Below are 17,412 nucleotides of genomic sequence, written 5' to 3' on the forward strand. Positions count from 1 at the left end.
TCCACCGCGCGGCCGACCGCTGCGCCGCTCATTTCCGCGTCCTTGGCCGATTGCGCCGCGATCTTCTCGGTCTGGCTGGCGTTCTCGGCGTTCTGCTTCACATTCGCCGCCATCTCCTCCATCGACGAGGAGGCCTCTTCGGCCGACGATGCCTGCTCGGTCGCGCCCTGCGACAGCTGCTCGGCACTCGCCGACAGCTCCTGGCTGCCAGCCGACACGTTGTGCGCGGCGGTCAGGGCTTCAGCGACGATCTGCCGGAGCTTGTCCACCATGTGCTCGAGCGCGATGCCGAGCTTGTCTTTGTCGGAGATACGTTTGGCTTCCACGGTCAGGTTGCCACGCGCGATCTCCTGGGCAACCGCCGCAGTGGCGTTGAGACTCTCCAGCATGCGCTGAAGCGCAAGACCGAGGGTGTCCTTGTCGGACAGCGGCTTGGCCGCAACGTCCAGATTGCCCTGGGCGACCTCGGCGGCGATCAGCGCGGTGGCATTGAGGTTCGCGGTCATCGTGTTCAGCGACTTGATGAGGTCGCCGACCTCGTCATCATGAACCTTGTCGATCTTCTGGCTGAGATCGCCGATCGCCACCGCATCGGCCAGCCCGACTGCGCGCGCCAGCGTCCGGCCGATGCTGAGAGACATCCAGAACGCGGCGGCCGCGGCGAACATCAGCGACACCAGAACCAGACCAAGCATCAGCATCTGGGCATGGCTGCCCTCCTGCCGAGCCTGCTCGGATTTGTCCGCCATCAGCTTCTTCAGGAACGTGTCGTATTCACCAAGGCGCTCGAGCGTTTCCGCCACCGCCTTGCGCTCGTCGTTCGAAGAATGCTCGATCGCTTTAGTCCGGTCGGATTTCAGCAGCTTGAAGGTATGATCCTCGAGCGCGTTCGTATTGGCGTAGCTGGTCTCGATCCTGTCGAGGATCTTCTTGCCGGCCTCCGTGGCAACTGCGTAGATCTCATCCCGAGTCTTCACCGTCGCGGCCCGGATGGAGATCGCCTCGGTGATATAGCGATCCATCTCGGCGTCCGACGCGGCCAGCAGCGCGTTCTTCTCGGCGCGGATCTGCAGCAGCACGTTCTCCTTCAGGCGCGCAGCCTTGTCGAGCCGGCCTGCGGCTGACACGATGCTCTCGGTCGCCGTGGCCGTATCGCTCAGCTTCATATAACCGATCCCACCCGTGATCGCGGACAGCAGGATCACGGCGCCGAACGTGGAGGCCAGTTTGGCCTTGATCGTGAATCGCATCTTCGTTCCTTCATGATCTGGGCGGCGCTCTCGTGCCGGACCGGAAAGTTGCAACGCGCCGTTCTGCCGACAGCCCTCAGGCTTGAAAATCGGCGTCTCGCTCGTCTCTGCCGTCGTCCATCACGAAGGCAAAGCCACCGCCGCCAGCCGCTGCCTTGAGCGGTCGACGAGCCGCAGTCGCGGGCCTTGCGGCGGACAGCCTCTTCGCGCCGCGGTCAGCCGCCTTCATCGTTGCTGCCTTGGCACGCAGCCGCGTGACCGCATCATCCATTTGGCGGGCCCCGAGGTCATCGGCGGATCCGATGCGGAAGAAGGCGATGGTGGACTGCAGCTGCTCGGCCTGCGAGGCGAGCTCCTCCGAGGTCGAGGACACCTGCTCGGATGCACTCGCATTCTGCTGCCCGACCTTGTCGAGTTGCTGAATGGCCTGGTTGATCTGGGCCGATCCGATGTCCTGTTCGCGGCACGCGGCCGTGATCTCAACTACCAGCTCCGCCGTCTTCTTGATGTCAGGCACCAGCTTGGACAGCATCCCGCCGGCCTCGCGGGCGACCTTCACCGACTCCGAGGACAGCGTGCCGATCTCGGCTGCCGCCGCCTGGCTGCGCTCGGCGAGCTTGCGCACCTCGGAGGCGACCACCGCAAACCCCTTGCCATGCTCGCCGGCCCGCGCCGCCTCGACCGCCGCGTTCAGCGCCAGCAGGTCGGTCTGGCGGGCGATCTCCTGCACGATCGTGATCTTCTCGGCGATTGTCTGCATCGCCTCCACCGCGCGGCCGACCGCTGCGCCGCTCATTTCCGCGTCCTTGGCCGATTGCGCCGCGATCTTCTCGGTCTGGCTGGCGTTCTCGGCGTTCTGCTTCACATTCGCCGCCATCTCCTCCATCGACGAGGAGGCCTCTTCGGCCGACGAGGCCTGTTCGGTCGCGCCCTGCGACAGCTGCTCGGCACTCGCCGACAGCTCCTGGCTGCCTGCCGACACGTTGTGCGCGGCGGACAGCGCATCGGCGACGATCTGCCGGAGCTTCTCGACCATCCCATTCAAAGATTTGACCAGATCGCCGATCTCATCATTGCTGGAGATGCTGATGGTCTGGCTGAGATCACCATTGGAGACGGCGCCGGCAAGGCCGACGGCGCGGCCAAGGGCGCGGCTGATCGTGAGCGACATCCAGAGCGCCGCAGCGACGGCAATGAGTGTGGAGACCGCAGCCAGAACAGTCAGCAGGAACTGCGCACGGGCGCCCTCCTCGCGTGCCTGAGCGGCCTGGTCCGCCATGCCCTTTCTGGTGTAGGTGATATAGGCGTCCGCCGCGTCCAGCGTATCGGTGACGAGCTTCTTGCCTTCACGGACCGATCGATCCGTTGCCGCCGCCCTGTCGACCCTCGACAGCTTGATGGTCTCGTCCTCGAACGCATTCATCTTGGCGTAGGTCGCGGCGAAAGCCTCGAGCAGCTTCTTGCCGCCCTCGCTGGCCATCGCGTAGACGGCGTCCTTCGACTTGAACACGAGCTCGCGCGCAGGGCCGATGTCGGCGATGAACTGCTCGGACTCGGCGCCGGTCGTCAACAGTGCATTCTTCTCGGCGCGGACCTGGCGCAGGATCTCGATCTCGATCTCCGCAGCCTTCTCCATGCGCCCGGCGCGAAGGACAATGGCTTCCGAGACGGCGGTCAGATCGGCCAATTTCATGTAGGCGATGACGCTCGCGGTGGCGGACAACACGATAATCAGTCCGAACGCGACCGCCAGCTTTGCCTTTACGGTGAATCTCATCTTCAGCCCCTCGCGTCTCGCCCCCGAGACGTATTTCAGTTCAGAATGCGTTCCATGTTCGGAACGATGACGAACTCTTCACGCCATTTGGTGATGAAGCGGATGAACTCCGGCTTCCAATGCATGCCGACACGCGGCGTCTGCTGCACGTCGGTCTGCGAGATCTCGGTGACCTCGTAGACCTTGTCCGCAGTCACGCCGACCAGAACCGGCTCGCCGTCAAGCATGAGTTCGATCACGACGATCCGGCTGTCGACGGAATGTTCGGTCGGCGGCATCCCGAAGCGGATCCGCAGGTCGGCCAGCGGAATCACATTGCCGCGGACATTGATCAGGCTCGGCACGTAAGCCTTGGCGCCGGCGACCTTGGTCTCCGGCACGGGATCGATGATCTCGCGCACCAGGCCGGCGTCGAGTGCGAACTTCTCCTCGCCGAGGCCGATCATGACGACCTGCATGGCGCTGACGGCATGGGCTCCGGCTGGCTGCGTCGGTGATGCAGTCATCAGGCGGCCTCGTTCATTTGCAGTTTCTCGGCCTGCGACTGCGCGAGCGCGACGAGCTGCCCGACATCGAGGATCAGCGCCGCGGTGCCATCACCCAGGATGGTCGCACCGGAGAAGATGGTCACATCGGAATGCAGCTTGGACAGCGACTTGATGACGGTCTGGTGGTTGCCGATAATCTGATCGGCGACCAGGCCGACACAGGTCTCGCCGGTCGAGATGATGATGGTCTTCTGATGCTCCTCGGCCGCGCCGTCCATCTGCAGCACCTCCCGGAGCCGCAGGAACGGCACCAGTCCGCCGCGCACATTGAGGAAGCTGCGGCCGCGCGAGCGCTGATCGGCCGCCGTCAGCTCCACGCATTCCTCGACCGCCGACAGCGGAATGATGTAGCGGCCGGCGCCGACTCGAATCAGGAGTCCCTCGATGATCGCCAGCGTCAGCGGCAACCTCAGCGTGACCGTCGTCCCCTCGCCGGGCCTCGTGATCAGATCGATCGAGCCGCGCATGTTCTCGATGGTCTTTTTGACCACATCCATGCCGACACCACGCCCGGACAGGGCGGACACCGTTTGCGCGGTCGAGAAGCCAGGATGAAACAGCAGCTGATGGATTTCATGATCGGTCAGCGCCGCACCCGGCGCGATCAGTCCCTGTTCCTCTGCCTTGGCCCGAATGCGACGGGTATCGAGGCCGCCGCCATTGTCGCTCACGGTCACCAGAACCTGCGCCCCGGCATGAACGGCGGACAGTTCGATGCGGCCCTGAGAGGGCTTGCCGGCCGCGGCACGCCGTCCGGCATCCTCGATGCCGTGATCGATCGCGTTGCGGATCAGATGCACGAGCGGATCGGCGAGGCACTCGATCATGGTCTTGTCGAGTTCAGTGTCCTCGCCGGTGGTCACGAACTCCACCGGCTTGGCGAGTTCGCGCGACAGATCGTGCACCAGGCGCCGGAAGCGCCCGAACAACGAGCCGATCGGCACCATGCGCGCACCCATCGTGGTGTCGCGCAGGCTTGCCGCGAGACGCTCGATCTCCTCGGCAATCAGCTTGATCGAGAGGTCGGAGCCCGTCGCCGCGAGCTGGCTGAGCCGTGCCTGGGCGATCACGAGCTCGCCAACCCGGTCCATCAGTTCGTCGAGACGCTCGGCCTGCACCCGGACGGTCGCGATGCTGCGCTCTTCGTTGCGCTTCGGCTCCTCGCGCCGGGGCTCGGCGGGTAGAGCCGGCCGCTCGGCGGCCGCAGCATCCGGCGGGGCAGACACGGGCACGGTCGCAGACGGAGGCGGCTCGCTGTCCGCCTCCTGCAGCAAGGGGGCAAACTCCGGAAGTTCGACGCGGGCCATCGGCGTGATGCCGAGCTTCATTTCGTCGAGCACGAACATGAAGACATCCTCGATCGCGGCCTTGTCGCAATCGGAGGACAGCGTCACCTCCCATTTGAGGTAACAGTCCTCGGGCTCGAGGGCGTCGAGCAGGGGAATGTCAGTGGTGATCGGCACGGCGAAGCAAGGCCCGAGCTTGGCCAGATCTTCGAGCATGTCGAGCGGATTGGAGCCGTTGCGCAGGATCTGCGCATCGAATTCCAGCCGCAGCAGCCAGCCCGCCGCATGGTGCTCGGACGGCACCGCCGCAGGCCTGTCCGGCGTGGATTCGAAGGCCGGGATGCCGGGCGCGACGAGCTGCTTCAATTCGTCCAGAATGGCGTCGCCGATGATGGAATCGACAGTCTCCGGCGCGTGGATCAGGGCGCGGATGTAGTCCTTGGCCGCGAGCCCCACCGAGATGAGTTCCTGGGTCGGCTTGACTTCACCTCGGCGGATCAGCTCGAAGGCCGTCTCGAATTCGTGGGTGAACGCGGCGACCTTGTCGAAGCCGAACATGGCGCCTGAGCCCTTGATCGTGTGCAGGGCGCGAAAGGCGGCGTCGATCAGCTCGCGGTCGTCGGGGCGCTGGCAGAGATCGAGCAGCGCGCCTTCGAGGGTCTCGAACAATTCGGAGGCTTCCTGCCGGAAGACCTCGACAGGGTCCACGCTGTTCATGCCCGCACCAGTTTGCCGACCACGGCGAGCAGCTGCTCGGGCTTGAAGGGTTTTGTGATCCAGCCGGTGGCCCCGGCGCTCTTGGCCTCCTGCTTCACCGCATCGTTGGACTCGGTGGTGAGGAACAGGATCGGCATCCCGGTCAGGGTGCGCTCCTTGCGCAGCGCGCGGATCAACTCGAGTCCATTCATCGCCGGCATGTTGAGGTCGGTGATGACGATATCGGGACGGCTGGTCTGCGCCTTCGCTAGTCCCTGGACGCCGTCGCCGGCTTCGATCACTTGATGCCCGGCTGGCTCAAGCGTCACCTTGACCATCTGCCGGATGCTGGGGGAGTCGTCGACAGTCAGGACGATCGCCATCAGGTGCTAGCCTTATCTTTGGAGACATGTTTCGGCGGCGCCGCGCGCAGCACGCCCGCGCGCTGCAGGATGCGCCGAAGGTTTTGGGAGAACGAGGTCAGGATCACCGATCGACCTTGCGCCGCGCCGGTCATCGTGGTGGAGAGCAGGAGCTGAATCGACGTCACATCGGCTTTGACGACATCGGAGCAATCGATCTCGAGCCGGCGCTGCCCATCGAACGCTTCTCGGATCTGATCATGCACGCCGTGTATCGCCGCGATGCTGCAATCAGCCGGGAGCCGCAGCGATCGCCGCGACTCGATTGTATCTTGCATTGCTGATCTTCCCCACGCCCTCGGGTTGCAACAAAAAGAAACTTCAACCCGACTGGAAACGAGTTTCGCCCCTGCCCGTAATAAAAAACTTAACCGATTACCTCCTCGAAGCCGCTGAACACTACCTAGAATTGCAACGTCGACCTCGCTTGCTCAAATGCCGAGTGGCGAAAATGTGTCGTTTGATAGGCGAACAAACACAATTTTCAGCGTCTCGACTGAACTTCAGCTACGCCCGAGGGTTGTGCAGTGCGGTATTTTCGCATAGCTACCATGTTACCAGAGCATGCGGCGTGGTAGTCCAACGACCAAAGCGGCCTTGCGTTCAAGGCGCGCCAGCCGATGACGTCACGTGTGGACTGTCGTCCAGGGGGCGGTCGATGGATTGCAGCCGGGGGATGGCGGATTCCGGAATTTGGTCAGGTTGATCATGAAGCCGGCGTGCTCCACGTCCATGCGAGCCCGGATGGATGCAAAGGCATCGTCCAATGCGGCGCTGAACCGTTCGCGCGCAGCAGCGTTCTGGACGTCAAGCTTGTGCTGCTCGTCGTCGCCATGAACCTGAGCGCGGACTCATGGATGCGCTCGGCGAGGTCGGTTTTCTCGACCTCACCCCTCCTGCTTCGTTGTCGCGACCGTCCTCGGGGTGAACGCACAGCGGCAGCGTCGACATGTAGTCGCGGATCGCGGACATCCTGACCGGCACCCAGCCCATCACATCAACACAAATCGAGTGGCTTGCGGCCGCTTCTCGTTCGACCTCACGCATTTGGGATTGTTGAACTACATACTCCTCTCCGTGGTCGAGATCGGTTTTGCAACATCGGGCGAACACGCGTGGCGTCGCTCCTGACGATGCTCGGCACGGAAACGTGGGAGGGGCGACCCGGCTCCGCCCTGCGCCTCGAACGTCTGCCGAGTTGCACCACACCCGGGACAGGATCTGCCGATCGGAAGCGGATCATGGCTGAATTGCCAAGCCACCAGCCGCTCCGCAGCCGATCGCGCTCCATCCCCTCCTTACTAAGGCGACACGAAGAGCAATTGGTGCGGCTCGAAAACGCGCTCGGCAAAGGTGTGAGCGCAGGTGACGACGAGGCTGCCGAAGCAATCCGAGAGCTTGTGGAGACGGTGACGGTGTCGAGAGATGACACACGCCCGGACGGGATCTGTGTCGAAATTGCAGGCCGTCTCAACTCGCTGAACGGCGGTGAGGCATGCCTGAGCAGAGTGAGGGGAGTGTGGGGACCGTTGGTAGCGGGGGAGGGACTCGAACCCCCGACCCCAGGATTATGATTCCCGTGCTCTAACCAGCTGAGCTACCCCGCCACGGCATTCGATCAAGAGTGAAGCCGGTCAAAGAGCGCGGCGAAACCCTGCGAACGGGCGGCATATAAGGAGCCGTTCCCTGCCCTGTCAAGCAAACGTCGCGCCGAGCCACGGTTTTCCTGGCGGCCGATTTTTGTCGCCGGAACTCAATCGCTTGCACGATTCGTGAGCGTGCTCGGAGCGGATCCGTCCGCAGGGCACACCTCGTCGTCCAGCGGCTAAGACCTCACTTCGGCTGCACGTTTGGATTGCCGCCGGGGCTGCCGGGCGGCGGGATCACCGGTGTCGTGCCCGCGTCGGGCGTCGGCGCGTGCATCTCCGGATCGACGCCGCTCGGCGGGCACAGCACGCCGTTGGTCTTGGCGAGCTTGTCGCCCAAGGGCTCGCCGGCGCGGCCGGTGGTGATTCCGTCGGGCGTCGGAGTCGCCCGCGCATTCGGCGCACAGGCGGCATTCGCATTGGGGGCCGGCGCGGTCGCCTGTGGCGGCGTCGCCGGTGTGGGGGGCGCCTGGGCGAGGACCGCCGTCGCGGCCGATGCCAGCGCGAAAGAGAGGAACACTGATGTCCTGATGCTCATAGCGGAGCAACGCGACGACCGCGCTGGCGTTCCCGCGCCAACAGCGCGCAGGCGTGACATCGGACGATCCTCGGATCAGCCCTTGCGATAGCGGATCAGCGAGAAATGCCCGAGCGGCGGCATCGGCCGGCGCTCGGCGAGCGTCACACCGCCGTGCTTCGCCGCCCAGTTCACCAGCCGCGCCCAGGGGAACTCCGGCCGCCAGCCGAGCCTACGCGCGATCGGCGCAAAGGCGAGTTCGAACAGGCGGCGCGGTCCGCTCTCGGCGCCGATATGATTGACGAGGATCAGCTCGCCGCCCGGCTTCAGCACGCGGATGAAATCATCGAGCGTGGCCTCGGGATCCGGCACCGCGGTGATGACGTATTGCGCGACCACCGCATCGAAGAAATCGTTCGGGAAGGCGAGATGCTTCGCATCCATCACCGCGAGCGTCTCGACGTTCAACAGCTTGAGTTCGCGCACACGCGCCTGCGCCCGGCGCAGCATCGGCTCGGAGATGTCGACACCGCAGATCTTCGTCGTGCGGGCATAGTCCGACAGCGACAGGCCGGTGCCGACGCCGACATCGAGAATGCGGCCGCCGATGCGATCGGCTTCCGCGATGGTCGATTGGCGGCCCTGATCGAAGACCTTGCCGAACACCAGGTCGTAGACCGGCGCCCAGCGCTCGTAGGCCTTTTCGACCCCCGCGCGGTCGATGTCCCCCATGCCCCTGCCCTGAATTTTGGATGCTGATCAGCCGCGAACCGGCTCGGCCACGCGCTGCGGCCGAACCATGCCGCCCGCGCTGCGGCTCTCCGCCTCGGCGCTCTGGATGAAGCCGCCGCCGAGCACGCGCGCGCGTCCCGAAGCTGCGTCATAGAACACGCAGGCCTGGCCGGGCGACACGCCCTCCTCGCCGCCGACGAGCTCGACCTCGTAATGACCGTCCGCGCCGCGCAGCCAGGCGGGCTGCGGTGCACGGGTCGAGCGCACGCGGACGAACAGCTCGATGCCGTCACGCACGGCGGTGTCCAGCGCGCCGTCGCCGATCCAGTTGACCTCGCGCAAGGTGATTCGATGCGTGCGCAGCGCCTCGCGCGGGCCGACCACGACGCGACGGGTCGCGACGTCGAGCTTGACCACATAGAGCGGCGCGCCGGCGGCGATGCCGAGACCCTTGCGCTGGCCGATCGTGTAGTTGGCGATGCCCTGATGCGCGCCCAATACGCGGCCGTTGAGATCGACGATCTCGCCCGGCTCCATCGCGTTCGGACGCAGCTTGCCGATGATATCGGTATAGCGGCCGGTCGGCACGAAGCAGATGTCCTGGCTGTCGTGCTTGTCGGCAACCTCCAGGCCGAAGCGGCGCGCGAGCTCGCGCACCTCCGGCTTGGTCATGTCGCCGAGCGGAAAGCGCAAATAGTCGAGCTGCTCGCGCGTGGTTGCGAACAGGAAATAGCTCTGGTCGCGATCGGCATCCGCGGCACAAACGAGCGCGCGCGAACCGTTCGCCAGGCGGCGCGAGGCGACGTAATGGCCGGTCGCCAGCACCTGGGCGCCGAGCTCGCGCGCGGTCTTCAGGAGATCGCCGAACTTGATGGCGCGGTTGCACTCGATGCACGGCACCGGCGTCTCGCCCGAGGCGTAGCTGGCGGCGAAATTGTCGATCACCGACTCGCGGAAGCGATCCTCGTAGTCCAGCACATAATGCGGAATGCCGAGCCGCTCGGCGACGTTGCGCGCGTCGTGGATGTCCTGGCCGGCGCAGCAGGCGCCCTTGCGATGCGTGGCGGCGCCATGATCGTAGAGCTGCAGGGTGATGCCGACGACGTCGTAGCCTTCCGACTTCAACAGCGCAGCCGTGACCGACGAGTCCACGCCGCCGGACATGGCGACGACGACCCTGGTGTCCTCAGGACGGCCTTCGAGATCGAGACTGTTGAGCATGGTCAGGTCACTGCGATCGCGGCGTCAGGCAAGAGGTTCCCGGCGCGGGAACGCCCAGCATGCGCCGTCTTTGCGGATGGCTTGCTTTCAGCGGTCTCCGGACACGGTCTCCTGGTCGGAAACAACATGAGAAGCATCGGTCTTTAATATAGGCGCATGTCCTGCGAAGCAATCGCGCTCGCCGCGGAGGCCAGCGGCAAATCTTGCCGGGCGGGCAGAAATGGCGGGGCCGCCGCCGTGACGGCGCGTCCGCACCTACCTTTCAAATAATTGATATTACTTAGTTTTTTGATTCATTCCGCTCTGGCCCGCTCCTTGCTGACCTGCCTCGTCGAGTTTCATTGCGAGAGGTTCCAAGGTGTTCAGCGTCACGTCAGACATCCAGGCCGGCCCGGCTCTCAAGACCACGGCGCCGAAGCCGTCCCGCCAGGACGCCTCGCAGCTGTCCGACAGCTTCTCGGCGCTGGTCGATGCCGCGACTCCGCCGGACGTGCCAAGTCCGTCGCTGTCGCCAGCTTCGACACCGGCGCCACGGGCGAGCACAGCCGCGACGAGCAGCCGCGACTCCGCGCGCAGCGACATGGATCGCACCAGCAAGGCCAGAGCACCGGACAAGGCCGACGATAGCACGCCGCGCACCGACAAGAGCGGTTCGGATACGGCGGCCGACGCCGCGACCGGCAAGTCCGACAAGACCACGACCGACAAGGCTGCGGCCGATACGGCGGATGCCGACGGCACCGCCAGCGACAAGAAGGACGGCGACACCGCCGGCACGGAGACGACCGCCGCCTCCGGCGCCGCCGATCAGTCCGCGGCAGCGACCTCGCCCGTGGCGGTCGCGATTCGCTCCGAGGTCGCGCTCGCCAACGCCGCGGCTGGCACGGCCATGCCGGAGACCGATGGATCAGCCACGCCTTCCGCCGCAACGGCACCGGTGGGAGTGGCCGGGGTGGGGCCGAATGGCGCGGTCGATGCCGCTGCCGGCCTGATGGCGGCAACGGCCAAGGTGAACGGCGGCGCGAAGGCGGCCGACGGATCGGCCGCGGCGGCCACCGGATCCGAGGGGACCACGACTCCGGCCGGCGAAGCCGCCGCCGCGACGGATCAGACATTCACGACGGCGCTCGAGGCCGCCACGCCCGGCGGCACCAAGACAGCCGGCAAGCCCGGTGCACAATCCAAGACCGGCCTGACGGCCGGCGAAGCCGGCAAGATTGCCGACCAGGGCAATCCGGCCGCGCAGGGCGCGCCCCAGCCCAACCACGGCGCGGGTCTCACCCAGCAGCCGACGGCCGGCGCCAAGACAGACGGTGGCGAGATCGACGCTTCCGCCAAGGCCAACGGCAATGCTCCGGCTCCGGCCACGCATGAGCGCGGCGCGGGCCAAACCAACGCCTCGGCCAATGCGCCGCTGCCCGACCCGAGCGCCCAGGCCGCCAACGTCCTGCAGCCGCAGCTCTCGACCCCGGCCTCGACAACGCCCCAGCTCACCGCGGCCAACCTCACGGCGACCGCCCAGACGACGGCCAGCGTGCCGCTGCACGGGCTCGCGGTCGAGATCGCGGCGTCCGCGCTCAACGGCAAGAGCCGCTTCGAGATCCGGCTGGATCCGGCCGAGCTCGGCCGCATCGATGTCCGCATCGACGTCGACCGCAACGGCCAGGTCACCTCGCACCTGCGGGTCGAGAAGCCGGAGACGCTGGCGATGCTGCAGCAGACCGCGCCGCAACTGCAGCAGGCGCTGCAGGATGCCGGCCTCAAGAGCAACGACAGCGGGCTGCAATTCTCGCTGCGCGACCAGAACTCGTCCGGCCAGAACGGCGGCGACAATCAACAGAACGGCAATTCCCAGCGCCTCATCGTGACCGAGGACGAAAACGTCCCGGTCCAGCTCGCCGGACGGTCCTATGGACGCATGTTCGGCGCGCAGGGCGGCGTGGATATCAGGGTCTAACAGGAGGCTTCCATGGCAATCGGCGACGCAATCACGGCAAGCCCGGCAGTCTCGGGCACGACCAAGACATCCACCACCGGATCCAACAGCAGCCTCGGCTCGACCGCGGGCTCGACCATCGCGGGCAACTTCCAGACCTTCCTGACGCTGCTGACGACGCAGCTGCAGAACCAGAACCCGCTCGATCCGCTGGATACGAACCAGTTCACCCAGCAGCTCGTCCAGTTCGCCGGCGTCGAGCAGCAGCTCAAGACCAATGACCAGCTGTCGTCGCTGATCTCGATGCAGCAGACGACGCAGGCGACCCAGGCCTTGGCCTTCGTCGGCAAGACCGCCGTCGTGAACGGCGCGACGACGACCATGACCGACGCCAAGGCGAGCTGGGATCTCAGCATCCCGAAGGACAGCAACCTGACGGTGAGCATCACCAACAGCGTCGGGCAGACCGTCTTCAGCGGCAAATATTCGGCCAGCGCCGGCGACAACCAGACCTACAATTGGAACGGCCAGGGCAATGACGGCACGCAATGGCCGGACGGGCAGTACAAGATCACGGTGGTCGGCACCGATGCGACCAACGGCGCGCCGGTGGCCATCTCGACCCAGGTCAAGGGCACGGTCACCTCGGTCGATCTGACCCAGCAGCCCCCTATGCTGTCGATCGGCGGCCAGACCTATACCGTGAACCAGATCCAGCGGATCGTTAACTAGCCCTTAAGGGCTGTTCCGACAGTTAAGACAGCGGATACGCTTGCAGCTGAGCTTGAACATCAAGCTCAGCCACGATGGCGACACACCGGCGTAACCGCCGGAAATTCTTAACCAATCATTTACCACGATCTCGTTCCCGGGGCCTTTGGCCGCCGGACGAGCCGGCGTTCGCAAAGAGCGCCGGATTCCCGCCCTTTGCTTAGGCAAATTTTAAGCGAGGCGGCGTAGGTTCTTACCGTGAGTTCAGTGGTTAAGAGTTTGTGAGTACGCCATGACAGAACCCCATCGCCCGAGGGTGAAATACGTCATCGGGCCTGACGGCAGCCCGCTCACCATCGCGGATTTGCCTGCGCCAGGCACCAAGAGGTGGGTCATTCGCCGCAAGGCCGAAGTCGTCGCTGCGGTCCGCGGCGGATTGTTGTCCCTGGAAGAGGCGTGCAGCCGCTACACCCTGACCGTCGACGAATTCCTGTCGTGGCAGTTCTCGATCGACCAGCATGGTCTCGCCGGGCTGCGCACCACCCGAATTCAACAATATCGCCAATAAAGCGTTAACGACGCGAGCGGTTTTCTTCGAAAATCGGCTTGGCTCCGCCAAGCCGATTTTTTGCATGTCGACACTTTGTTAGGACCCTTTAACGATCGTTAACCATATCGAAACCTTCCCATAGGCAATAATTGCCCAGTGGTTCGATTCAACCTCCGCGGCACGTCCCGAACGGCGGACGCAGAGGCAGGCATCGGATCACCACCTGGAATGCGGGTGTCGGTGAAGGTTTAAGGATTGAATTTCGCGATCTCTGCAACCGGCCGTAAAGGCCCGCGAAGCTCCAATCACACCCTTCAGCAGCCACCCGTCGAATGCCGAACTATGGGGCAGTTGCTTGCAAGGTCTCTTGGACTTCCTGAAGGGTTTGGGCGCCGCGCGGCTCACCGCGATGGTGGCGGTCACGGCTGCATTGGTCGGCTTCTTCGGCTTCGTCATCATGCGCGTGACGGCGCCGCAGATGACCACCCTGTTCACCGACCTGAGCATGGACGACTCCTCCAGCATCATCAAGGATCTGGAGCGGCAGGGCATCCAGTTCGAGATCCGCAATGAAGGCAGCGTCATCCTGGTCCCCAAGGACAAGGTGACCCGGCTGCGCATGAAGCTCGCCGAGGGCGGCCTGCCCAAGGGCGGCGGCGTCGGCTACGAGATCTTCGACAAGTCGGATGCGCTGGGCACCACGAGCTTCGTCCAGAACATCAACCATCTGCGCGCCCTGGAGGGCGAGCTCGCCCGCACCATCCGTGCCATCGACCGCGTGCAGGCGGCGCGCGTCCATCTCGTGCTGCCGGAGCGGCCGCTGTTCTCGCGCGAGACCCCGGAGCCGTCGGCCTCGATCGTCGTGCGCGTGCGCGGCGCCCTCGAAGCCAACCAGATCCGCGCCATCCGCCACCTCGTCGCCTCGGCCGTGAACGGCCTGAAGCCGCAGCGGGTGTCGATCGTCGACGAGGCCGGCCAACTGCTCGCCGACGGCACCCAGACCGACATCGACCAGCAGGTCGGCGACGAGCGGCGCAACAGCTTCGAGAAGCGGATGCGCAAGCAGGTCGAGGACATCGTGTCCTCGGTCGTCGGCGCCGGCCGCGCCCGGGTGCAACTGTCAGCCGATTTCGACTTCAACCGCATCACCCAGACCTCCGACCGCTACGATCCGGAAGGAAGAGTGCTCCGCTCCAGCCAGACCCGCGAAGAGCAGTCGGCGACGTCGGAGAGCAACGGTCAGGTCTCGGTCAACAACGAGCTGCCGGGCAACCAGCAGAACCAGCCGCCGCAGCAGCCAAAAGACCAGAGCAAGAAGACCGAAGAGACCAACAATTACGAGATCTCCCGGACCACCAAGACCGAAGTCACCGAGGCCGGACGGGTCAACCGCATCTCGGTCGCGGTGCTGGTCGACGGCGCCTACTCCAAGAACGAGAAGGGCGAGCTGGTCTACAAGGAGCGCAGCAAGGAAGAACTCGACCGCATCGCGGCCCTGGTCCGCTCCGCCATCGGCTTCGACCAGAAGCGCGGCGACCAGGTCGAAGTGGTCAATTTGAAATTCGCCGACGCTCCGGCCGTGCCGCAGATCAACGAGCCCACCGGCTTCCTCGGCATGCTCCACTTCACCAAGGATGACGTGATGTACGTCATCGAGCTCGCGGTGATGATGCTGCTCGGCATCGTGGTCGTGTTCATGGTGGTGCGGCCGCTGGTGAAGAAGATCATCGCCACGGAGGAGATCGCAGCCCTGACCAGCGGCGTGCCGGCAATCACCGACGAGACCCAGGCCCAGGTCGCACACGCTCAGCAGACCGCCACCATGATCGACGTCGCCCAGGTGCAGGGCCAGGTCCACGCCCAGTCGGTCCACCGCGTCGGCGAACTTGCCGACCGCAACCCGGGCGAAGCCGCCTCCATCATCCGCCAATGGCTCGCCGAGCCACAGCAGCAATGATCCGCTCCGTCTGAACCGTAGCAACCGAATCGAACGTAGATCGCCATGTCGCTTCCGCAGACCCAGAACGCCAACGCCAACACCGCCGACATCTCCACCGTCATCGCGACGCTGGCAAGCCGTCAGGCGCAGCGCGAGAAGACCGAGCCGCTGAGCGGCCCGAAGCGGGCAGCCGTGATGATGCTGGCGCTCGGCGAGCAGTATGGCGGCAAGATCTGGCAGCAGCTCGACGACGACGAGGTGCGCGAGCTGTCACTGGCGATGTCGACGCTGGGCACCGTCGAAGCCGACGTCGTCGAGGACCTGATGCTCGAATTCGTCTCGCGCATGTCGGCCTCCGGCGCGCTGATGGGCAATTTCGACGCCACCGAGCGGCTGCTGCAGCAATATCTGCCGTCGGAGCGCGTCTCCGGCATCATGGACGAGATCCGCGGTCCCGCCGGCCGCAACATGTGGGAGAAGCTCTCCAACGTCCAGGAAGAGGTGCTGGCGAACTATCTCAAGAACGAATATCCGCAGACCATCGCCGTCGTGCTGTCCAAGCTGAAGCCGGAGCATGCCGCGCGCGTGCTCGCGATCCTGCCCGAGGACATGGCGCTCGACGTCATCGGCCGCATGCTGCGCATGGAAGCGGTGCAGAAGGAAGTCATCGAGCGGGTCGAGCAGACGCTTCGCGTCGAGTTCATGTCGAACCTGTCGCAGACCCGCCGCCGCGACGCCCACGAGGTCATGGCCGAGATCTTCAACAATTTCGACCGCCAGACCGAGACCCGCTTCATCACCTCGCTCGAAGAAGAGAACCGCGAATCCGCCGAGCGCATCAAGGCGCTGATGTTCACCTTCGACGACCTGATCAAGCTCGACTCCGCCTCCGCCCAGACGCTGCTGCGCAACGTCGACAAGGACAAGCTCGGCGTGGCGCTCAAGAGCGCCAACGAGGAGGTGCGCAACTTCTTCTTCGGCAACATGTCGTCCCGCGCCGCCAAGATGCTCCAGGACGACATGGCCGCGATGGGACCGGTGCGCCTGCGCGACGTCGACGAGGCGCAGGCCCTGCTCGTCAACCTCGCCAAGGACCTCGCCGCCAAGGGCGAGATCATGCTCAGCAAGAACCGCGCTGACGACGAACTGGTGTATTGATGGCTCAGCCCGCGAAGTTCCTGTTCGATACCGACTTCGCCGCGCCGGAGAAGACGCGGGAGCGCGGCGCCTCGGCCGCCGAGATCGCACAGAAGGTCGCAGCCGCCGAAGCCGCCGCCTATCGCAACGGCTACGAGGCGGCGCAGCGCGAGGCCAAGGTTGAGGCCGACCGCCGTGTCGCATCGGCGCTGGAGCAGATCAACATCCAGCTGCAGGGCATCTCCGCCCGTTTCGCCGGCATCGAATCGAAGATGGAGACGGAAGCGGTGGATGTCGCGGTGGCCGTGGCGCGCAAGCTGTGCGCGGCGCTGATCGACGCCGAGCCGCTCGGCGAGATCACCGGTCTCGTGCATGACTGCTTCGCGCATCTGGTGGCCACGCCGCATCTGGTGCTCCGCATCAACGACTCCCTCTACGAGCTCGCCCGCGAGAAGATCGAGAGGCTCGCCAAGCAGAGCGGCTTCGAGGGGCGGCTCGTCATTCTCGCCGAGCCGGAGATCGCGACCGGCGACTGCCGCATCGAATGGGCGGATGGCGGCGTCGTGCTGGAGCGCGCCGCGATCGACGCCAAGATCAACGAACTGGTCGGACGCTACATGGCGTCCCGGAAGAACTAGGCCGCCACGAATGGCCATGGAGTTTAAGTCATGAGCGACAACGAGATCCCGCTTCCGGACCTGAATTCGGCCGACGCTCCGCCGCTCACCGGCGACGTCGGTTACAACGAGGAAGAGCACGCCTCGCGCATCGCGGCCGACCTGGAAGCCGTGTTCGACGTTCCCGTCCAGGTCTCCGCCGTGCTCGGCCGTTCCAAGATGGATGTCGGCGAGCTCTTGAAGCTCGGGCCCGGCACGGTGCTCGAGCTCGACCGCAAGGTCGGCGAAGCCATCGACATCTACGTCAACAACCGTCTCGTCGCCCGCGGCGAAGTCGTGCTGGTCGAGGACAAGCTCGGCGTCACCATGACCGAAATCATCAAATCCGACCGCAACTGACGGACATGATCCCCGCGCGCTGACCGAG

At 65.1% G+C, this 17,412-nt stretch carries 16 protein-coding genes and 1 tRNA gene; 7 read left to right on the top strand and 10 right to left on the bottom strand.

What is annotated here, in order from left to right; translation table 11 throughout:
* From ACQR1Y_RS27190 to mnmA, 10 genes are all read right to left on the bottom strand, one after another.
* Nucleotides 1–1,250: HAMP domain-containing protein (locus tag ACQR1Y_RS27190; RefSeq protein WP_434894325.1), on the bottom strand; the 1,250-nt coding region annotated here is incomplete at its 3' end.
* A 76-nt stretch (nucleotides 1,251–1,326) separates the two neighbouring features.
* Complete coding sequence (locus tag ACQR1Y_RS27195; protein WP_434894326.1) at nucleotides 1,327–3,027, bottom strand: methyl-accepting chemotaxis protein; 1,701 nt, start codon at nucleotides 3,025–3,027, stop codon at nucleotides 1,327–1,329.
* Nucleotides 3,028–3,062: 35 nt separating this feature from the next.
* Complete coding sequence (locus ACQR1Y_RS27200) at nucleotides 3,063–3,533, bottom strand: chemotaxis protein CheW (RefSeq protein WP_434878924.1); 471 nt, start codon at nucleotides 3,531–3,533, stop codon at nucleotides 3,063–3,065.
* Complete coding sequence (locus tag ACQR1Y_RS27205; RefSeq protein ID WP_434878923.1) at nucleotides 3,533–5,578, bottom strand: chemotaxis protein CheA; 2,046 nt, start codon at nucleotides 5,576–5,578, stop codon at nucleotides 3,533–3,535. The genes ACQR1Y_RS27200 and ACQR1Y_RS27205 overlap by 1 nt, the downstream gene beginning before the upstream one ends.
* On the bottom strand, nucleotides 5,575–5,940 hold the full coding sequence (locus ACQR1Y_RS27210; protein WP_434860428.1) for a response regulator: 366 nt from the start codon (nucleotides 5,938–5,940) through the stop codon (nucleotides 5,575–5,577). Before ACQR1Y_RS27210 ends, ACQR1Y_RS27205 begins: the two co-directional genes overlap by 4 nt.
* Entirely contained in the window at nucleotides 5,940–6,257 is a 318-nt protein-coding gene (locus ACQR1Y_RS27215) for an STAS domain-containing protein (RefSeq protein ID WP_434878922.1), read from the bottom strand. Before ACQR1Y_RS27215 ends, ACQR1Y_RS27210 begins: the two co-directional genes overlap by 1 nt.
* A gap of 1,252 nt (nucleotides 6,258–7,509) precedes the next feature.
* A tRNA-Met gene (locus ACQR1Y_RS27220) sits at nucleotides 7,510–7,586 on the bottom strand.
* Between the two features lie 226 nt (nucleotides 7,587–7,812).
* Nucleotides 7,813–8,163, bottom strand: a complete 351-nt coding sequence (locus ACQR1Y_RS27225) for a hypothetical protein (RefSeq protein ID WP_434860430.1) — start codon at nucleotides 8,161–8,163, stop codon at nucleotides 7,813–7,815.
* 75 nt (nucleotides 8,164–8,238) lie between these two features.
* Entirely contained in the window at nucleotides 8,239–8,874 is a 636-nt protein-coding gene (locus ACQR1Y_RS27230; RefSeq protein WP_434860431.1) for a class I SAM-dependent methyltransferase, read from the bottom strand.
* Between the two features lie 27 nt (nucleotides 8,875–8,901).
* Nucleotides 8,902–10,095, bottom strand: a complete 1,194-nt coding sequence (gene mnmA, locus ACQR1Y_RS27235; RefSeq protein ID WP_434860432.1) for a tRNA 2-thiouridine(34) synthase MnmA — start codon at nucleotides 10,093–10,095, stop codon at nucleotides 8,902–8,904.
* A 358-nt stretch (nucleotides 10,096–10,453) separates the two neighbouring features.
* Here mnmA and ACQR1Y_RS27240 point away from each other — a divergent pair, with 358 nt between their 5' ends.
* The 7 genes from ACQR1Y_RS27240 (at nucleotide 10,454) to fliN (ending at nucleotide 17,384) form a co-directional block, all read left to right on the top strand.
* Nucleotides 10,454–12,052, top strand: coding sequence for a flagellar hook-length control protein FliK (locus ACQR1Y_RS27240; protein ID WP_434878921.1), 1,599 nt, complete (start codon nucleotides 10,454–10,456; stop codon nucleotides 12,050–12,052).
* A 12-nt stretch (nucleotides 12,053–12,064) separates the two neighbouring features.
* Entirely contained in the window at nucleotides 12,065–12,763 is a 699-nt protein-coding gene (locus ACQR1Y_RS27245) for a flagellar hook assembly protein FlgD (protein ID WP_434860434.1), read from the top strand.
* Between the two features lie 271 nt (nucleotides 12,764–13,034).
* Entirely contained in the window at nucleotides 13,035–13,310 is a 276-nt protein-coding gene (locus ACQR1Y_RS27250) for a DUF1153 domain-containing protein (protein ID WP_002714638.1), read from the top strand.
* A 337-nt stretch (nucleotides 13,311–13,647) separates the two neighbouring features.
* Nucleotides 13,648–15,249 carry a flagellar basal-body MS-ring/collar protein FliF gene (gene fliF, locus ACQR1Y_RS27255; protein WP_434860435.1) on the top strand — a complete coding sequence of 534 codons (1,602 nt, stop codon included), beginning with the start codon at nucleotides 13,648–13,650 and terminating at the stop codon, nucleotides 15,247–15,249.
* Nucleotides 15,250–15,294: 45 nt separating this feature from the next.
* Nucleotides 15,295–16,389, top strand: coding sequence for a flagellar motor switch protein FliG (gene fliG / locus ACQR1Y_RS27260; RefSeq protein ID WP_006614920.1), 1,095 nt, complete (start codon nucleotides 15,295–15,297; stop codon nucleotides 16,387–16,389).
* Nucleotides 16,389–17,006 (top strand): FliH/SctL family protein, encoded by a 618-nt coding sequence (locus ACQR1Y_RS27265; protein ID WP_434860436.1) that lies wholly within the window; start codon nucleotides 16,389–16,391, stop codon nucleotides 17,004–17,006. Before fliG ends, ACQR1Y_RS27265 begins: the two co-directional genes overlap by 1 nt.
* Before the next feature lie 30 nt (nucleotides 17,007–17,036).
* Complete coding sequence (gene fliN / locus ACQR1Y_RS27270; protein ID WP_434860437.1) at nucleotides 17,037–17,384, top strand: flagellar motor switch protein FliN; 348 nt, start codon at nucleotides 17,037–17,039, stop codon at nucleotides 17,382–17,384.
* The last annotated feature ends 28 nt before the right edge of the window (nucleotides 17,385–17,412 follow it).

Origin of the sequence: Bradyrhizobium sp. HKCCYLRH3099, assembly GCF_051167855.1 — a bacterium.
In the GTDB taxonomy this organism is placed as follows: Bacteria; Pseudomonadota; Alphaproteobacteria; order Rhizobiales; family Xanthobacteraceae; genus Bradyrhizobium.

Excerpts from the sequence above, each read along its gene's own strand:
- mnmA (WP_434860432.1), bottom strand. The coding sequence starts at position 10,095 with ATGCTCAACAGTCTCGATCTCGAAGGCCGTCCTGAGGACACCAGGGTC.
- ACQR1Y_RS27200 (WP_434878924.1), bottom strand. The coding sequence starts at position 3,533 with ATGACTGCATCACCGACGCAGCCAGCCGGAGCCCATGCCGTCAGCGCC.
- ACQR1Y_RS27225 (WP_434860430.1), bottom strand. The coding sequence starts at position 8,163 with ATGAGCATCAGGACATCAGTGTTCCTCTCTTTCGCGCTGGCATCGGCC.
- ACQR1Y_RS27210 (WP_434860428.1), bottom strand. The coding sequence starts at position 5,940 with ATGGCGATCGTCCTGACTGTCGACGACTCCCCCAGCATCCGGCAGATG.
- fliN (WP_434860437.1), top strand. The coding sequence starts at position 17,037 with ATGAGCGACAACGAGATCCCGCTTCCGGACCTGAATTCGGCCGACGCT.
- ACQR1Y_RS27195 (WP_434894326.1), bottom strand. The coding sequence starts at position 3,027 with ATGAGATTCACCGTAAAGGCAAAGCTGGCGGTCGCGTTCGGACTGATT.
- ACQR1Y_RS27245 (WP_434860434.1), top strand. The coding sequence starts at position 12,065 with ATGGCAATCGGCGACGCAATCACGGCAAGCCCGGCAGTCTCGGGCACG.
- fliG (WP_006614920.1), top strand. The coding sequence starts at position 15,295 with ATGTCGCTTCCGCAGACCCAGAACGCCAACGCCAACACCGCCGACATC.
- ACQR1Y_RS27250 (WP_002714638.1), top strand. The coding sequence starts at position 13,035 with ATGACAGAACCCCATCGCCCGAGGGTGAAATACGTCATCGGGCCTGAC.
- ACQR1Y_RS27205 (WP_434878923.1), bottom strand. The coding sequence starts at position 5,578 with ATGAACAGCGTGGACCCTGTCGAGGTCTTCCGGCAGGAAGCCTCCGAA.
- ACQR1Y_RS27265 (WP_434860436.1), top strand. The coding sequence starts at position 16,389 with ATGGCTCAGCCCGCGAAGTTCCTGTTCGATACCGACTTCGCCGCGCCG.
- ACQR1Y_RS27215 (WP_434878922.1), bottom strand. The coding sequence starts at position 6,257 with ATGCAAGATACAATCGAGTCGCGGCGATCGCTGCGGCTCCCGGCTGAT.
- ACQR1Y_RS27230 (WP_434860431.1), bottom strand. The coding sequence starts at position 8,874 with ATGGGGGACATCGACCGCGCGGGGGTCGAAAAGGCCTACGAGCGCTGG.